Here is a 1,642-nt window from a genome sequence, read left to right as displayed (position 1 = left end):
ATTTTGAGAAAAAGATATAATGAGAGGTGAACTTGGATGAATGATCCTTACAGCGTACTGGGGGTTTCGAGAAATGCATCCGAGGACGAAATCAAGCGCGCATACAGACAACTGGCTAAAAAATATCATCCAGATCTGAATCCCGGGGATCCAGAAGCAGCCCGAAAAATGAATGAGATTAACGCTGCCTATGAACAAATCAAAAATCCCGGCCAGACAAACTCCGCCTACGGATATGGAGATTCTCACAGTGCCGGCAGCTCTGCTTATAGTTCATCAGGAAGCAGTGAATCCAGCAGTTCCGAGCAATCTTATGGAGAAGATTTTGATCCTTTTGACCCGTTTGGATGGGCGGGCCGAAGGGCCGGGAACCCCACTTACCGCAGATCGTTTTTTGTCTATATCATTGCTGCTTTTATCATCCTCAATCTTGCCTCGACTCTTCTGACCCGTTCCATACAGTCTCAGCAGCAGGAACAATTCCAACCCCAGATAGAGCAGTTTGAGCAATATTACAACCAATTTCCGGGTTATCCCGGTACATATCCGCCGGGGTACGAAGAATCTGCTCCGGGTAATGAGGATTCAGAACAGCAGGAATCCGACAAGGATCCGTACGAGTCAGACTCTGCATTCTCTGGCCATTCGCCGTTTGGGTTCGGCAACCGCTGGAACAATTAATCTGTAAAGGAGAACACAGTATATGTCTAAAATCATTGGCATCGATCTTGGTACGACTAACTCTTGCGTTGCCGTTTTCGAGGGAAACGAACGCGTGATTATTCCCAATTCTCAGGGCGGAAGAACCACTCCCTCTATTGTAGCTTTTACAAAAACAGGCGAGCGGCTTGTGGGCGAACCTGCCAAACGACAGGCCGTCACGAATCCTGACCGTACCATCAGTTCCATCAAGAGAGACATGGGTACGTCGAGGAAAATAAACATTGACGGAAAAAGTTATACACCGGAAGAAATCTCCGCAATGGTTCTGATGCAACTGAAAATGGACGCAGAGAGCTATTTGGGCGAGAAGGTTACGGAGGCAGTCATCACCGTCCCAGCCTATTTTACAGACGCCCAGCGTCAGGCAACAAAAAATGCTGGCACGATTGCCGGACTGAATGTCCAGCGCATCATCAATGAACCCACCTCTGCCGCCTTGGCCTATGGCATTGATAAAGAAGAGCCGCAGAAAATCATGGTTTATGATCTAGGCGGCGGTACCTTCGATGTCTCTATTTTGGATATCAACGGTGGCGTGATTGAAGTATTGGCCACCTCCGGAAATAACCGGTTGGGCGGTGATGATTTCGATCAATGCATCTGCGACTGGTTGGTCAAGGAATTTAAGCGTGAAAACCGAATAGACCTTTCAAAGGACCTCAGCGCCATGCGGCGCATCCGGGAAGCAGCGGAAAAAGCAAAGATTGAACTGTCCAGCGCCATCACAACAGAGATCAATCTTCCGTTTATCGCCACCGGCAAGGATGGTCCCAAGCATCTGCTCTTTGTCCTCAACCGTGCAAAATTCAACGAATTGACCGGGCATCTTGTAGCGCAGACCATGGAACCGGTAAAAGCAGCTCTGTCAGATTCCGGCCTATCTGCTTTTCAAATCAGCAAAGTGCTGCTGGTTGGAGGC

General features: G+C 48.7%; 2 protein-coding genes. Both read left to right on the top strand.

The window, feature by feature from the left end; translation table 11 throughout:
* The first annotated feature begins 36 nt into the window (after window positions 1-36).
* The gene (locus AB5H98_RS13415) at window positions 37-681 is read left to right on the top strand and encodes a J domain-containing protein (protein WP_367926383.1); all 645 of its coding nucleotides are present in this window, start codon (window positions 37-39) and stop codon (window positions 679-681) included.
* A gap of 22 nt (window positions 682-703) precedes the next feature.
* Window positions 704-1,642: Hsp70 family protein (locus tag AB5H98_RS13410; RefSeq protein WP_367926382.1), on the top strand; the 939-nt coding region annotated here is incomplete at its 3' end.

Source organism: uncultured Ruthenibacterium sp., assembly GCF_963558415.1.
Lineage (GTDB): Bacteria > Bacillota > Clostridia > Oscillospirales > Ruminococcaceae > Ruthenibacterium.
Note: the sequence above shows the minus strand (reverse complement) of the source record. Positions and strands in the feature narration are given on the sequence as shown.

What these genes read in the sequence shown, in the direction of transcription:
- AB5H98_RS13415 (WP_367926383.1), top strand. Translation starts at nt 37, where the DNA reads ATGAATGATCCTTACAGCGTACTGGGGGTTTCGAGAAATGCATCCGAG.